We start from the raw sequence: 13,630 nt of genomic DNA on the forward strand, positions 1-13,630 counted from the left end.
CGTCCCAGAAATAATCGTGGCCGGCCCTTGAGCCTAGGCTGTCCGCCGCTCCCGCCACGCCAGCGACACCATGAACACCACTGCCCCCAGCGCCAGCATGACGAACACCATCAGTCCCCAGTTCGCCTGGGTGACCCCGCTGCCGTAGAAGATGCCGATCAGCACGGTCGCCGTGATCGCGCCCAAGTAGCGGCAGGTCTGGAAGATCCCGGCGGCCACCCCGCGCTCCTCCGGCCGCGTGGAAACGTACATGCCCTGGCTCGAGGAAATGGCGACCACGCAATAGGGTGCACCCAGGAACGCGGTCAGGGCGAGCACCAGCGGGATGGCGAGGGACAACGTCAGCAGCCACATCGCCGCCGACGCGGCAATGAGGAGCACGACGCCGGCGATCAGCACCCGCCGCACGCCGAACCTGTCGATCGCGCGGACCGCGAACGGCGTCCCTACCACGGAGATCGCGGCGAGCGGCAGCATCAGCAGCCCCACGACGCCGGGATTGTATCCGCCGGCGGTCTGCAGCAGCTGCGGCAGGCCGAAGAACGCGAAGTAGTAGACGCCGTTGAACAGCGCGAAGCCCAGGTAGACCAGCAGCAGCGGCCGGTTGCGGCCCAGCAGCCGCAGGTCCAGGAACGGCGGGCTGAACCGCAGCTCCCGCCACGCGAACAGCGCCGCGAGGACCAGCCCTCCGCCAAGCAGCCACCACCGGTAGTCGGGCAGCACATTCAGCAGCGCCATCATCACCAGCACCAGGGCACCGATGAAGGCCCCGATGCCGGGCAGGTCCGAGTCCCGCACCAGTTCCGACACCCGGCCGCGCTCCCGGACACCGTCCGCCGGGGCAAAGCGCCGGACCACGAGGATCGCCACCAGGGACAGCGGGACGTTGATCAGGAACAGCGCCTGCCACCCCACCAGACTCACCAGCAGGCCGCCCACCACGGGCCCGACGGCGGCTGCCGAGGTGTTCGCCATCTGGATCCGGCCCAGCGGCCGCGTGGACTTCACGTTCGCCTCCCGCGCCAGCGCCGCGACCATGACGACGGCGCTCGGGTACGCGGTGGCGGTGCCGAGGGCCATGAAGGCCCGCGCGACGCACAGCAGCGCGAAGTTCGGCGCGAAGGGAGCGAGCGCACAGGTCACGGCCACCAGGGCCATGCCCAGCAGGAACAGCCGCCGCGGGCCGAAGCGGTCCGCGAGCCGGCCCATGAGCGGCTGGCCGGCGGCGGAGGTGAGGTAGAACGCGGTGATCACCCAGGTGACCGTGGCGACGTCGAGCCCGAAGTCCTCGCGCAGCACCACGAGGGCGACGGCGATCATCGAGGAATTCAACGGGTTCAGCGACGTGCCCAGGCTGAGTCCGGCGACGGCCAGGCCCGTCCGGGGAGAGTTGCTCACGGCAACAGTCTGTCCTACGACGCCAGCCGAAATCGAACCGGACGCCACGCGCCGCGCCGGAACCCCGGCGTCAGAGGACCTTGGAAAGGAACGCCTTGGTCCGGTGGTGCTGCGGATCGCTCAGGATCTGGCGGGGCGCTCCGGCCTCCACCACCACTCCTTCGTCCATGAAGACGAGCGTGTCGGCCACCTCGCGGGCGAACCCCATCTCGTGGGTCACCACGATCATGGTCATGCCGCTCTTGGCCAGTTCCTTCATGACGTCGAGCACCTCCCCCACCAGCTCCGGGTCCAGGGCACTGGTGGGCTCATCGAAGAGCATCAGCTTGGGGTCCATCGCCAAGGCACGCGCAATGGCCACCCGCTGCTGCTGGCCGCCGGACAGGTGCGCCGGGTAGTGGTCGCCCTTGTCCCCCAGGCCCACCCGCTCCAGCAGTTCCTTGGCCCGTGCGGTTGCGGCGGCCTTGGACAGCCGTTTGACCCGCATCGGGGCCAGGATGATGTTCTCCACCGCCGTCAGGTGCGGAAACAGGTTGAACCGCTGGAAGACCATGCCGATGTCCTGGCGCTGAAGGGCGGCCTCCTTGAGCTTCAGCTCGTATAGCTTGTCCCCCTTCTGACGGTAGCCAACCAACTGCCCGTCGACCGAGAGCCGGCCCGCATCCACCCGTTCCAGGTGGTTGATGCAGCGCAGGAACGTGGATTTGCCCGAACCGCTGGGACCCACGATGCACAGCACCTCGCCCGGATTGACCTCCAGGCTGATCCCGCGCAGCACCTTGTTGGAGCCGAAGTTCTTCGAAACGCGGTCCGCGAGCACCATTGGCATGCCGGTCATCCCTTACCTCCAAAATCCGTGTTGAGCGGCGCGCCCGGAACCGTGCCCGGCGTCGCGCCGGGGGCAGTGGCGGAGGCCGCCGTCGGATCCGGCGACGTCGGGCCCTTGCCGGTCTTGAGCCGTCCGGTTCCGCGCGAGAACCGCTTTTCAATGAAATGCTGGCCCACCATGAGTGCCGAGGTGAAGAGCAGGTACCAGAGGGACGCCACAATCAGCAGCGGCACCGGAGTGAACGTCACGGCGGAAATGCCGCGGGACACCCCGTAGAGATCGATGCTCAATGGAATCGCGGCCACCAGCGAGGTGGTCTTAAGCATCGAGATCACTTCGTTGCCGGTGGGCGGGATGATGATCTTCATCGCTTGGGGAACCACCACATACCGCATGGTCTGCCCCCAGGACATGGCCAGCGCCGTCGAGGCTTCCTCCTGGCCCTCATCCACGGACAGCAGCCCGGCGCGGACAATCTCGGACATGTACGCGGCCTCGTTCAGGGCCAGTCCGATCACCGCGGTGATGAAGAGGTTGGTGAAGATCTCGTTCGGGAAGCTGACCCACGGCGTCGTGAACGGAATGCCCAGCGTGAACACCGGGTAGATCAAGGCCACGATGCCCCAGAAGACCAGCTGCACATAGACGGGGGTTCCGCGGAAGATCCAGATGTACAGCCACGCCACGCTTTTCAGCACCGGGTTGGGCGAGAGCCGCATGATGGCCAGCAGCAGGCCCAGGACAATCGCGCCGATCATCGAGTAGATGGTCAGCGTCAGCGTCACCCAGGCGGCCTGGCTGATCCGGCGGTCAAAAATGTACTTGCCGACGTCGGGCCAGCCGAAGTCCGGACGCTGCGCGGCGTCCAGCACGAACACCGCCAGCATGAGGACCAGGACCACCGCCACCAGGATCCGCCAGGGATGGCGCAGCGGGACGGCGACAATGGGCGTCGGCTCGTCCGTCATCCCCGGTTCGACGCCGACCGCGGTTCCGGCTCGGTTATGACTGGTCACCCTTTAGCTGCCACGTTCAGCGTTGCCGTCTTGACGCCACCGGATTCCACGCCCCACTTGGCCAGGATCTTGTTGTAGGTGCCGTCATCGATCAGCGTCTGGAGCGCCTTCTGCAGGACCGGGGTGAAGGCGCTGTCCTTGGCCACGGGCATCCCGTACGGTGCCACCTCGAAGGCGTTGCCGGCCGTCTGCAGCTTGTCCTTGGTCTTGGAGATTGCGTAGAGGGTCACGGGTGAATCGGCACTCATCGCGTCGACCTGGCCGACCACCAGGGCGTTGGTGGCTTGGTCCTGCGCGTCGTACTTAAAGACGGTGATGGCGGGCTTACCGGCGTCGGTGCAGGCCTTGGACTTCGCGGGCACCTCGTGGGTGTCCTGGTAGGTGGTGGCCTGGACGGCGACCTTGAGCCCGCAGGCGTTGTTCGGGTCCACGGTCTTGCCCTTCGGCGAGGCCCACTGGATGCCGGCGGAGTAGTAGTTCACGAAATCCACCTGCTTTTCGCGTTCCAGCGTGTCGGTGAAGGAGGACACGCCCACATCGTCCTTTCCGGCCTTCACCGCCGGAAGGATGTTGTCGAAGGTGCCGATGTCGAAGTTGACCTTCAGGCCCAGGACCCCGCCGAGAGCGTTGGTCAGGTCTACGGCCCAGCCGGCCGGCGCACCGTTGTCGTCCTTGAACTCGTTGGGCGGGTAGTTGTTGGCCATGCCGACGTTGAGGACACCGGCGGACTTGATCTTCTCCGGGAGCGACGCCGCGAGGGAGTCGTTCTTCTGCACCGTGACGGCGTCCGCCGTGCCGGAAGCGCCGGGGGCGCCGGCCGTGGCGGCAGGTTCGCTGTTGTTGACACAGCCTGAAAGCGACATTGCCGTGACTACGGTGAGGACGGGAAGCAGGTATCGAGTGCGCATGGTTTCCTTAGCTGTTCAGGGATACGTCGAGACTCCCGCGACGTTGCGGGAGGGCACTGTGTGCCGAATTGTTCGGGGCTGACTTTTCAGGGTGATTGTTCAGGGCTGATTTTGTTCCGGGATAATTACTGTCGGGAGCCTGAGGCTGCTGTTTCGAGGACTTCGGGGGAATGACGGATGTCGCGAAGAATTTCCCCGCCCCGTGCCTTCAATTCGGGAATGCTGGAAACGCCCACCAGCGTCATCGTACGCCGGAGTTCGTCCCCAAAGATGTCAATGATGCGTCCGACACCCGGCGATCCGGCCGCCACCAACCCGTACAGGTAGGCCCGGCCGATCGAACAAGCGTCCGCTCCGAGCGCCAGGGCCTTGAGGATGTCACTCCCCCGGCGGACGCCGGAGTCCACGTAGATCTCGATCGAGTCGCCCACGCGTTGCCGGGATTCCTGCAGGACATCCATGGGGCTCAGCATGTGGTCCAGCTGGCGGCCGCCGTGGTTGCTCAGCTGCACGGCGTCCAGGCCAATACCCGAAGCCTTCGCGACGTCGGCCGGGTTGACGCAGCCCTTGAGCACGATCTTGCCGTGCCAGGCCTGCCGCAACGCCTCGAGTTCCTTCCATCCGCTGCTCGCATCCGAGTGGCCCAGGATGTGCTGCCACATGGTCGGGGTCACCACGGAGGTGGCGGCAGGGCTCTGCGGATCCAGGTTAGGGAAACTGATGCCGTCCGCGCGAAGGAAGTTGACCCACCAGGAAGGGCGCCGGGCGATGTCCGCGATGGTTGACAGCGTCAGCGCCGGAGGGGCGGTGAAGCCGTTGTGGAGGTCCCGTTCCCGGGAGCCCAGTGCCCGCGTGTCGACGCCGACAATCAAGGTGTTGAAACCGGCAGCATCGCAGCGGGCCAGTTTGGTCTTCATCGCCTGGGCGTCAGAGGTGAGGCCAAAGTTGAACCAGCGGTCCAGGCCCGGATGGCGCTCCGCGATGGTCTCCATCGGAACGGTGCTCAGCCCGGCCAAGCCGTAGGGGATCCGGGCGCGGCTGGCGGCGGCCGCGACGGCGAGCTCGCCGTCGGGATGGAACAACCGGGTGGCCCCGGTCGGAGTCAAGGTCAGCGGCAGGGCGCTTTCTTTTCCCAGCAGCGTGGCACTGGTGTCCGGGCCGGAAACCGGGCCCCAGCTGGGCATCAGGGCCCACGCGTCGAAGACGGCCCGATTGCGGCGGAGCGTCACCTCGTCTTCAGATCCGCCGTCCAAATAATCGAAAATGCCGGCCGGCAGGACCCGGCGCGCCGATTTCCGGTATTCCTCCACATTGAACGCGTTGGCCAGCACCCGGCGTCGGCGGGATATCACCGGGGCCTTGACCTGGATGAGCTGCGTGGCTTCGCTGATTTTCAATGACGGCCTTCCGTTTGCTGTGCTGCGTTATGGTTCAGCGTAGAAAGTGAAGCTCCGCGCCACTATGGAGATTGCGACAAATTGAGGGGCCCATGATTAGTAGCGAATGCCAAACGGGTTTTTTGGGGAAGCCATGACGACGCCTCCGGCGGAGCGGCACGCCCTGCCCACGCTGGCCGACGTCGCCCGCTCGGCGGGTTCGGAAATTCTCAGCCTCGTGGAAATGCCGGCCGATGACCGGCAGATCGTCGCCGGTTCGGTGCTCTATGACTCGACGGCCCGGCCCACCAGGTTCCCCGGCGCCGTTGCCCTGGCCATCGGCCTGTCCCTCTCCGGCAAGCGTCTGGGCGCGAAAGTGCGGGAGCTGAGCGACGCCGGCTACGTGGCGATCGTTTACAAATCCAACGGCACCTCGGACGAGGTGTTGCGGGCAGCGGCCCGGGACAACGGGATGGCGCTGTTCCGGGCCTCCGACTCGGTGCCGTGGAACCAGCTCGCGGAGATTATGGATGCCGCCGTCATCCCGCACCGGCAGTCGGGACGGACCCTGGTGGACATCCGGCCCGGCGACCTGTTCGACCTCGCCAACACGGTGGCGGCACAGGCCGGCGGTGCCATCGCAATCGCCGATCCCGAGCAGACGATCCTGGCGTACTCGACCCTCCCGGACCAGCCCATTGACGAGACGCGCAGGAATTCCATCCTGAGCCTGCACGTGCCGCATTCAGCGGAAACGGACAACGACTACCGCCGGGTCCATGCCGCCACCGATGCACTGGATGTGGCGACCCAGGATCCCCTGCTCCGGCGCACGGCCATCGCCATCCGGGCCGGCGACTCCGTGCTGGGCTCGCTCTGGCTCCTGGAACTGGCCGCCCACCCCAACGAGGACGCCAGCCGGATCCTGCGCGAAGCAGCCAACGTGGCCGCGCTCCACATCCTGCACAAACGGACCACCTACGTCTCCAACCTGACCCGCCAGATTGATCTGGTCCAACCGCTGCTGTTCGATCCGAAACGCGCCGAACTGGCGGCCATCAGGCTCGGGATCTCGGCGCCGTCGATCCGTGTGGCGGCCCTGGGCATCTGGCCATCCGATGCCATCGCGGCCGAGACCCTGCAGTCCCGCCTCCGGCTCTTCGACACCATCCGGACCGCCTGCGCCATCCGGCTGCCCTCCGCCGTCTGCGGGCTCTCGGACAACATCGTGTACATCGTCCTGCCGCAGACCACGGAATCGTCGCGCCAGTTCCAGCGCGGCGCGATCCTGAAGATTGTGCAGAATGCGCGCCGGTTGCTCTCCCGTCCGGTCCTGGCGGCGATGGGCGTCGCGGCGACGATCGACCGTCTCGAGGAATCCAGGGTCAACGCGGAACTGGTCCTGTCCGAGCTGGTGCGCAACGTCGCGGAAGGGCTCATTGCCGCCGATTCCGATGACATCGTGGCCGACGACGACTCCCTCGGCTCGCGTCTTTTGCTGCGCCAGTTCGTCTCGGCGCTGACCGCCGCCGGCCAGCTGCCCGGGGCGCACGCGCTCAGCATCGCGGCGTACGACGAACAGCATAAGAAATCCTTCGAGGAGACGCTCTACGCCTACCTGAGCTGCGGCGGCAACGCGATCGACGCCGCCAAGTCGCTGGACGTGCACGTCAACACGGTCCGGTACCGCTTGTCCCGCGTGGAGCCGCTGTTCGGCATAGACCTCGACGACGCCGAAACGCGCCTGCTCGTGTGGCTGCAGTTATGGGCACGACACAACTAGTGGCTGGCTCACGCGGTTCAGGCTTGACCTGCTGCGGCTCGGTCAACCGCTGTCGACGCCCGGCTCTGTCACCGCCCGGGGCATCAGCCGCCGGCGGACGCCGGTGCGGTCGGCGCGGTCGGGTGCCGCCCCCAGGCCAGCTCACGGAGCCGGACCAGGTCCAGGGAGGGCTGGGCCGGCGGGACGCCTGGCCGGTTCTGCGGAACCAGGACCCGCAGGGCGCGGGGTTCGATGCTGCACCGCACCGGCGTGCTCATCAGCAGGGCCTCGCCGTCCACTCCGACGGGGATCTCGGGCACGTCGGCGTCGACCACCACCTCCGCCGCGACTCGTTGGATCAGGCCGTGCTTCGTGGCACGGCGCAGCAGGCCGACCGCTTCGCGGGTGCTGGCCGCGGACAGCGCCACCGCGCCCAGAACTCCGCGGTCCAGCCGGGTCCGGCGGCCCAGGCCCGCGAGGTCGTTGCTGCCGTACGGACCGTTGCTGACCAGCACCGCCTGCGGGCCGTCCACTGTCATGCCGTCCATCTGGGCTCGAAGTCGCGCACCCTTAGCGCCCTTGATCAGGTCGGGAAGCATCTGCAGCACCGTTCCGGCCTTGTCTTCGCGGTACTCCGGGCTCTGCACCACCTCGGCGTACACGCCGAAGGATGAGTTGTTGACGAAGGTGCGGCCGTTGATCTTGCCGAGGTCGACGTGCAGCTCCACCCCGTCCCGGAGGGCGTCCAAGCAGCCCGTCGGGTCCTCCCGGTCGAGCCCGAGGTCCAGGGCGAAATGGTTGCGGGTGCCGGCGCTGATCACGAGGAAGGGAAGGTTGTGCTCGGCCGCAATGCCGGCCACCAGCGCCTGGGTTCCGTCCCCACCGGCGACGCCGAGCAGATCGGCGCCGCGCTCCACCGCCTGCCGGGCCAACGCGTCGACGTCCACCTGTCCGGGACCTTCAAGAAGGGCCACCTCGGCGCCGAGTTCCTCGGCCTTCCGCTTGAGATCGAACTTCACCACCTTGCCCCCGCCGGAACGCGGATTCATCACCAGGAAGGCATGCCGCCAGGTGGGAGCGGGGTACTCGGCCATCGCTTTGCCCTCACCCCTTTCCCGGAGGGCGGCACGGGCACAGACCACCGCCACGAACGCCAGAGCAAGGGCGATCACCACCTCGCGGAGCAGGCTCGCCTGGACATACAGGGCCAGCACCACCAGCGGGGCCAGCACCGCCAGGGCCAGCGCACACCAGCGCAGGAAACCGCGGCTGATGAGGAACCAGTAGATCGCGGCCACGGCCACCAGCACGGCGCCCAACCCGGTGACGACCAGGGCAATGGTGCCTGCAAAACCCGCAGCCACCAAGGGGACAGCCACCGCGAGGATCACCGCCGCGTAGGCCGCCCTGGCCCACCACCGCCGGGTTTCCGGGACCTCCTCGATGGACGGTATGACTTTCATGTCGCGCCCCCGATCTGCGTTACCCCGACGGCGGCCATCGTCCCGGTCCCCGCCCGGAGCTCCCCGTGTCGAGGGTGCGGGCGCCCGAGGTCTCTGCCATCCCTGGAATTCACTTTCGGCCTCTCCTTCGCCTCGAATGAATGCGGCCATCACAGAATCGGGCCGGCCGTTCAGGTCCTGATTTTTGCCACCGTCATCAAAATCGCCGAGTCTTCCTCGGCCTCCAGGCTGTGCAGTCCCGCCGGCACGATCAGCAGATCGCCGGTCTTGCCCTGCCAGGATTCATTGCCGGCCCGCAGGCGCACACAGCCGCGGAGCACAAACACGGTCGCCTCGCCCGGGTTCTGGTGCTCGCTCAGCTGCGTCCCGGCCCTGAACGCCATGACGGTCTGGCGCAGAACTTTCTCGTGCCCGCCGAACACGGTGTCAGCAGCCCGTCCGCTCCCTGCCGCGAGGGCAGCCGCGATCTGCTGCCTGGCCAGGGCATCGATCGAAATTTTCTGCATGGGCACACCGTACTCGCCTCACGCCGCGCTGCCGAGGGTCCTTCGCCCCGGAGTCTGGCCCGCACCCGGTCACCGTCCGGGGTCGATGTCCTGGCATGCACCTCAGGCCACCGTTTCTGAGTCGCGGGAGCGCCCAAGCAGCCGGGTACAGCTGCAGCCCCAATACAGCTCCATCCCCAGTACGCCACTAGCCCTAGTACGCCCTAGCTCTAGTACGCCACGTCGAATCCGCCGAACTCCCCAGTCGCCGCAGAGACAGACTCTTCGACGTCGTCAACCCGGCCGGGCGCTTCCGGCGAGCGCAACCAGCGCCGCAGCTCCAGCACCACGGACTGCGGCCCCTCGGCCACGATGCCCACGGAGCCGTCCATGTTGTTCCTGACCGTGCCGCTGAGCCCCAGCTCCTCGGCCTTCCGGACCGTCCAGTACCGGAAGCCAACAGCTTGAACCACACCGGAGACCCTGGCGTTCAGCCGCACGGGCTCACCGGAATCGGCCGGAAACTGCGCCCGGTGTTTCTCAGTCATGCTCCCAATGTAGCGCCCACAATGGCGCCGATTTTAGTCACAGTTTTTGGTCATACAGGGCTTGGGCAGACCGGGTTTGGTAGTGCAGACATAGTCTCACCACCCAGACACAAGAGGACCTTTGCCTCTTTTCGAGCGGCTGCCGTCCGCGAAAAGCTAGCTTCCGGCACTGCAACAGCTTGTCGACGACCCGGCAACAGCACACCGAAGTGCTCTTCCCCTTACCACCGGCGGTTACAACTGCCAGAAAAAGGACAAATAATGGCTGGACAATTCGAAATCTTCACTGACTCTGAATCCAATGTGCGCTTCCGGCTGCTCGCAGCCGACGGGACCGTGTTAGCAATTTCCACACCATTCGAAGACAAGCGCCAAGCAGCAAACGGCATCATGGCCGTTCGCGAGTGCGCCGGTACCGGGCTGATCAGCGAGGCCCGCAACAACCCTTGGACTGGACAGCGCGCCAGCAAGAATGCGTCGGCCCCGGGCCATCGTCACCTACACCGGCACCTGCCCGCCGTGTAGTTCACGTCTAGCTTGCCAGCCGGCCACACGGCCGGCTGCTTAGCTGTGCCCGGCTGCGGCTCGTAGGAGCGGCATTGAGGGCACCTCGTGCCCGGCTTGCGGCTTTCAGGACATCCTTTGAGGGTGCCCGGTGCCCGGCTGCGGCTACTTTGCCGGCTCCGTCACTGCGCCTGTCACCGCACCCTTCGCAGGACGCAGGGACGTGATCATCTTCCGAACGTCCTGGTACTCGGCCGTGGTGGCGTACAGCTTCGCCTTCTCTAGGTACGGCAGCCCGGGGTCCCCCGGCGTCGTGTTCTTCGCCGGGTCATAGGCTTGGCCGAACAGCGCCCCGCTGGGTGGCCAGAGGAACAGCTGGAACATCGGGCACGACACGGGTCCGGTCTCCTCCGGCATCATGGTGATCCCGTACGACGCGATGGTGGGCGGCGAAGCGTCAGTGGCTGTGGCATCACCGCGGCCCTCGAAAACGTAGCGCGGCACAGTCTGGTCGGCCATGCCAGGTTCACTCAGGGCCTGCATCGGTTCCGAATCGATGAGCAAGTACGGCTGCTGATCGCCGCATTCGGCGCCCGTGACTATGTTGGTGCGCAGCGCGGCCATATGCTTCCCGGCGCCGTTCACAACGTCCACGAACTCACCGCCCAGCGGCGCCTGGCCCGCCGGATCCCGGACCACCCATGTGGCCGGGTAGTCGAAGCTCAACGTCCCGTCCGACGTCGTGAACGTCTTCCACCCGGACGACGACGGCGGGGCCCCCTCCGCAGGTGAGGTGGCCGGCGTCGTGGTCCCCGGTGTTGTTTCCGATGCTGTTCCCGTCGGCGGGGTTCCCTGCGTTCCCTGCGTAGCGGTTCCCGACTCAGTGTTTCCCGGGGACGGGGCCCCGGACGTAGCATCCGGCGCCGACGCAGCGCCGGATGTTGCGGGCGCCACCCCCGGTGAGCCGCAACCGGCCAGCAGCAGGCCTGTGAGGAGCAGCCCCGAGACGAACGGAGCCTGAAAGACTGTGCGTCGCTGCCGCCCCACCATGGCCCGGGCCGGTCCTACTGCCCCGCCGGGTGCAGCGAGGTGATCATCTTCCTGATGTTCTTGAATTCAGAGGTCTCCATGTAGGCCTCCGGGGTGTCGACATTCGCCTCGTTGCCCGGGCTGGTGTCGAAGGGGTTGTAGACGCCCCCGAACGACGCTCCGCTGGGCGGCCAGGTGAAGAAATGGAAGATCGGACAGGCATCGGGCCCGGACGGTTTGGGCGCCGAGCTGATGCCGTAAGCCATGACGTTGGCCTTCATGGGGTCCTTCTCTGCCGGATACAGCCGCAACTCAAAGATGAAGTTCGGTGTGACACCCTGCTGGGCCAAGGCTGGGACGGGCACCAGATCTAGCAGTGAGTAGGGGATCCGTTGAGTGCATTCCGAGCCTGTGGCTACGTTGGTCCGCAACGTGGCCAGCGACTTGCCGTCCGCGGTGAGGACCTCGAGGAACACCGCGCCGGGCGAGGCCTCGGCGCCGCGGTCCTTCACGCTCCACTCGGCCGGGTGGTCGAACTCCAGCTTCCCGTCGGAGGTCTTGAAAGTCTTCCAGTCGGCCGCCGTCGGCGCGGGCGTGCCGGGTGCCGAGGGCGGCTCGGTGGGCGCAACATCTGTTGCGCCGGGCGCGGACGTCAGTGGGGGCACGGAGGGCATCGCCGGCGACGTCGGGCCCGGACCCGCGGGACCGCCGCAGGCGCCGAGCAGTGCCGCAACTAAGAAACCGGCCGATGCTGCTGAGCCGAACGCCGCGAGACGACGCATGTCACCCTCCCCCTGGGATTCAAGTGGTTCGACCATTCTGGAACGTCCGGGCGCAAAAGCAAGAGCCAAAAGTCCCGGGTTGGCGGCCACAACCCGCCGGGACGCGCCGCAGCGTGCCGTGCCTGCCACCATCTGCGCGACTTCTGCCGCGGCGTGACCGGACCCACGTTGACATACCGACGATTTCAATTGCCCGCGGAAGCTTGCTAGAGCTTAACTAATGCAAGAGTTCCTGACACAAGCAATGCCGTTCCTGGCCATGGCCCTCGCCGTGGTTGCCGGGCTGGTCCTGTCCTGGCTGGTGCGCAAGCTTGTGCTCCGGCTCAACCGCAGCAAACCCGAACTGCGCGAAACGTCCCGCGTCGCCCGGCTGCCGTTGCGCTTCTCGCTGTGCCTGGTGGCCGTCCGGATCGCGCTGGCCACAAGCACCGGGGACCTCGAATGGCGCCACGGCCTGGACCATCTGCTGCTGATTGCGCTGATTGCGTCCCTGGCCTGGCTGGCCATCGCCATGCTTCTCATCATCGAGGCGATGGTCCTGACCCGGTACCGGGTGGATGTCGCGGACAACCGCCGCGCCCGGCGGCTGCGCACCCAGGTGATCCTGGCCCGGCGGATCGGCGTCGCGCTGATCGTGGTGGTGGCCCTGGGCAGCGCGATGCTGACCTTCCCCGCGATCCAGGCCCTCGGCGCCGGGCTCCTGGCTTCCGCGGGCGTGATCTCGATTGTCGCCGGCCTCGCCGCCCAGACCTCCCTGGTCAACGTCTTCGCCGGCATCCAGCTCGCCTTCACGGACGCGATCCGGGTGGACGACGTGGTGGTCGTCCAGAAGGAGTGGGGCCGCATCGAGGAGATCACCCTGACGTATGTGGTGGTCCACATCTGGGACGACCGCCGGCTGATCCTGCCCTCAACGTACTTCACCACCACCCCGTTCGAGAACTGGACCCGGCGGCAGTCCGAGGTCATGGGCACCGTGGAGTTTGACCTCGACTGGCGCGCACCGGTCGAGGCGATGCGCGGCGAGCTGAAGAAGGTCCTGGCCGAGACCCCGCTGTGGGACCAGCGGGTGGGGGTCCTGCAGATCACGGACGCCACCGCCGGCTTTGTCCGCGTGCGCATTCTGGTCAGCGCGGCCGACAGTGCCTCCCTGTTCGACCTCCGTTGCCTGATCCGGGAGGAATTGGTGCTGTTCCTGCAGCAGGACCACCCGACGGCGCTCCCCCACGTGCGACTCGAATCGCTGCCGTCCGCGGCTTCCTCCACGGCTTCCTCCAACGCCTCCGACGCCGGGACGGGCGCCAAACGTCCGGGCAAGACTGCCACGGCCGAGCACCACCGGCACCCGGACCCGCACGACTCCCAGCTGTTCACCGGATCCATCGAGGCGATCCAGCGCTCCAAGGCCTTCTCCGGTCCGGGCGAGGACGTCTTCGAGGACCGTGACAACGCCATCGCCTCACAGAACTAGGCCGGGCCGCTTCTACTGGGCCGCGGACCGGACAGGTCTTCCCAGCCTCCGCCAACTGG

General features: G+C 66.9%; 13 protein-coding genes. 3 read left to right on the forward strand and 10 right to left on the reverse strand.

Annotation, left to right across the window (positions count from 1 at the left end):
- Positions 1 to 33 precede the first annotated feature (33 nt).
- From AC1DKQ_RS19260 to AC1DKQ_RS19280, 5 genes are all read right to left on the reverse strand, one after another.
- Positions 34 to 1,398 carry an MFS transporter gene (locus AC1DKQ_RS19260; protein WP_476919870.1) on the reverse strand — a complete coding sequence of 455 codons (1,365 nt, stop codon included), beginning with the start codon at positions 1,396 to 1,398 and terminating at the stop codon, positions 34 to 36.
- A 70-nt stretch (positions 1,399 to 1,468) separates the two neighbouring features.
- Positions 1,469 to 2,236 (reverse strand): amino acid ABC transporter ATP-binding protein, encoded by a 768-nt coding sequence (locus AC1DKQ_RS19265; protein WP_476919871.1) that lies wholly within the window; start codon positions 2,234 to 2,236, stop codon positions 1,469 to 1,471.
- Entirely contained in the window at positions 2,233 to 3,243 is a 1,011-nt protein-coding gene (locus tag AC1DKQ_RS19270) for an amino acid ABC transporter permease (protein WP_476919872.1), read from the reverse strand. Before AC1DKQ_RS19270 ends, AC1DKQ_RS19265 begins: the two co-directional genes overlap by 4 nt.
- Positions 3,240 to 4,151, reverse strand: a complete 912-nt coding sequence (locus AC1DKQ_RS19275) for an ABC transporter substrate-binding protein (RefSeq protein ID WP_476885959.1) — start codon at positions 4,149 to 4,151, stop codon at positions 3,240 to 3,242. Before AC1DKQ_RS19275 ends, AC1DKQ_RS19270 begins: the two co-directional genes overlap by 4 nt.
- A gap of 125 nt (positions 4,152 to 4,276) precedes the next feature.
- A complete protein-coding gene (locus AC1DKQ_RS19280) occupies positions 4,277 to 5,548 on the reverse strand; it encodes an alpha-hydroxy acid oxidase (RefSeq protein WP_476919873.1) in 1,272 nt (423 codons plus the stop codon).
- 133 nt (positions 5,549 to 5,681) lie between these two features.
- Here AC1DKQ_RS19280 and AC1DKQ_RS19285 point away from each other — a divergent pair, with 133 nt between their 5' ends.
- Entirely contained in the window at positions 5,682 to 7,310 is a 1,629-nt protein-coding gene (locus AC1DKQ_RS19285) for a PucR family transcriptional regulator (protein WP_476919874.1), read from the forward strand.
- A gap of 83 nt (positions 7,311 to 7,393) precedes the next feature.
- On the opposite strand, the gene AC1DKQ_RS19290 is transcribed toward AC1DKQ_RS19285, so the two are convergent.
- From AC1DKQ_RS19290 to AC1DKQ_RS19300, 3 genes are all read right to left on the reverse strand, one after another.
- The gene (locus AC1DKQ_RS19290; protein ID WP_476885962.1) at positions 7,394 to 8,752 is read right to left on the reverse strand and encodes a diacylglycerol/lipid kinase family protein; all 1,359 of its coding nucleotides are present in this window, start codon (positions 8,750 to 8,752) and stop codon (positions 7,394 to 7,396) included.
- A 170-nt stretch (positions 8,753 to 8,922) separates the two neighbouring features.
- The gene (locus tag AC1DKQ_RS19295; RefSeq protein WP_377988253.1) at positions 8,923 to 9,258 is read right to left on the reverse strand and encodes a cupin domain-containing protein; all 336 of its coding nucleotides are present in this window, start codon (positions 9,256 to 9,258) and stop codon (positions 8,923 to 8,925) included.
- 209 nt (positions 9,259 to 9,467) lie between these two features.
- Complete coding sequence (locus AC1DKQ_RS19300; protein ID WP_377988252.1) at positions 9,468 to 9,785, reverse strand: acylphosphatase; 318 nt, start codon at positions 9,783 to 9,785, stop codon at positions 9,468 to 9,470.
- A 261-nt stretch (positions 9,786 to 10,046) separates the two neighbouring features.
- On the opposite strand from AC1DKQ_RS19300, the gene AC1DKQ_RS19305 reads away from it, so the two are divergent.
- The gene (locus tag AC1DKQ_RS19305; protein ID WP_476885964.1) at positions 10,047 to 10,310 is read left to right on the forward strand and encodes a YegP family protein; all 264 of its coding nucleotides are present in this window, start codon (positions 10,047 to 10,049) and stop codon (positions 10,308 to 10,310) included.
- A gap of 144 nt (positions 10,311 to 10,454) precedes the next feature.
- On the opposite strand, the gene AC1DKQ_RS19310 is transcribed toward AC1DKQ_RS19305, so the two are convergent.
- Together AC1DKQ_RS19310 and AC1DKQ_RS19315 are read right to left on the reverse strand one after the other, a co-directional pair.
- Positions 10,455 to 11,015: a hypothetical protein gene (locus tag AC1DKQ_RS19310; RefSeq protein WP_476919875.1), complete on the reverse strand. Its 561-nt coding sequence runs from the start codon at positions 11,013 to 11,015 to the stop codon at positions 10,455 to 10,457.
- 338 nt (positions 11,016 to 11,353) lie between these two features.
- Positions 11,354 to 12,100 (reverse strand): hypothetical protein, encoded by a 747-nt coding sequence (locus AC1DKQ_RS19315; RefSeq protein ID WP_476919876.1) that lies wholly within the window; start codon positions 12,098 to 12,100, stop codon positions 11,354 to 11,356.
- 220 nt (positions 12,101 to 12,320) lie between these two features.
- Here AC1DKQ_RS19315 and AC1DKQ_RS19320 point away from each other — a divergent pair, with 220 nt between their 5' ends.
- Positions 12,321 to 13,571, forward strand: a complete 1,251-nt coding sequence (locus AC1DKQ_RS19320) for a mechanosensitive ion channel family protein (RefSeq protein WP_476919877.1) — start codon at positions 12,321 to 12,323, stop codon at positions 13,569 to 13,571.
- Positions 13,572 to 13,630: the final 59 nt, after the last annotated feature.

It is taken from the genome of Arthrobacter sp. 05L421 (assembly GCF_056397785.1).